This is a genomic window from Cellulomonas hominis (assembly GCF_005239125.1).
GTDB lineage: Bacteria > Actinomycetota > Actinomycetes > Actinomycetales > Cellulomonadaceae > Cellulomonas > Cellulomonas hominis_A.
The window spans coordinates 1-1,218 of sequence record NZ_SZYE01000341.1; the positions used below are offsets into that span (position 1 = coordinate 1).

General features: G+C 81.9%; 2 protein-coding genes. Both read left to right on the plus strand.

Annotation, left to right across the window (positions count from 1 at the left end; genetic code table 11):
- Positions 1–252 (plus strand): hypothetical protein (locus FA014_RS20405; protein WP_230323458.1); only part of this gene is annotated, 252 nt, incomplete at its 5' end.
- The coding region (locus FA014_RS19470; RefSeq protein ID WP_154731247.1) for an RDD family protein at positions 249–1,218 on the plus strand (970 nt) is incomplete at its 3' end. The genes FA014_RS20405 and FA014_RS19470, both read left to right, overlap by 4 nt.

A 1,218-nucleotide genomic window follows, 5' to 3' on the forward strand; every position in this document is an offset into this window, starting at 1 on the left:
GCCGCCGCACCCACGGCCGCCGACGCCCGGGAGTACTGGGCCGAGGTCGACCGCACGCTCGCCTCGATGCGCGCGGCGACCCCGCGCAAGGAGCGCTGGCGCGGGCGGGTGGCGACCCGGTCGCTGCGCCGCTCGGAGCGGCGCAGGGCCGCCGCGGCGGCCGACCGGGCACGCCGGAGCGTGCCCGACGGGCAGGAGAAGCGGGGGCGCTGGGGACGACGGGCACGACGAGCGGACGGAGCGGACCGATGAGCAGCACCACCGGCGGCGTGGTCCCGACCGGCGCACCCCCCGCGCCGCTCGGGCGCCGCGTGGCGGCGTACCTGGTCGACGCCGCGCTGACCTCCGTGGCGGCCGCACCGCTGTGGCTCGCGTGGGCCCCGGCGTTCGCGGCGACGGTGCGCGCGGCGTCGGAGTCCGGGTCCGCGACCGTGGCCGAGCCCGCGGCGCCGTCCGGCGTCCTGCTCGCGGTCGGCGCCGTGCTGCTCGCTGCGTGGGGCGTCGCCCAGTGGGTGTGGAACGGCACCCGCGGCTGGACCGTCGGGCGCCGCCTGCTCGGCCTGCGCCTCGTGGACGTCCGCACCGGGCGGCCGGTCGGCCTCGGACGCGCGTTCGTGCGGGCGCTGATCGTCGCGCTGGGCGCGCTCGCGTGCGGGGTCGGCCAGCTCGTGGTGCTGCTGTCGCCCCTGTTCGACCCGACCGGACGCCGGCGCGGCTGGCACGACCGGGTGGGGGAGGCGGTGGTCGTCGACGTGCGCGGCCTGGTCCCCGCACGCCGGGTCGCGGCCTGGGCCGACGCACCGGTCCGGGCGGACGCCGCGGCGGGCCCGACCCTCGCGACCGGGTCCGCGACGACGCCGGCGGGCGCACCCACCTGGGCGGCCGTCCCGCACCCGACCCCGCCCCGTGACGCCGTCGCCGGCGGCCCCGTCGACCGGCCCAGCACCGACCCCACCCCGTCCGAGCCGACCCGCACCCGGTGGAGCACCCTCGCCGCCGACCGCCGGCTCGACGCCCCGGACCTGGTGCTGCCCCCGCTGAGCACGCCGGGGCTCGGTCCCGACCTGGACACCCGGCAGATCCCGGTCGTCCCGGCGGCCGTCGTCCCTGCGCACCCCGCGGCCCCCGTCCCACTCGCGCCGGGCCCGGCGGTCGCGGCGCCCGCAGCCGGCCCGGCGGCGCCCGCACCGGAGCCGCCCGGGGCGCCCTGGCCGACCT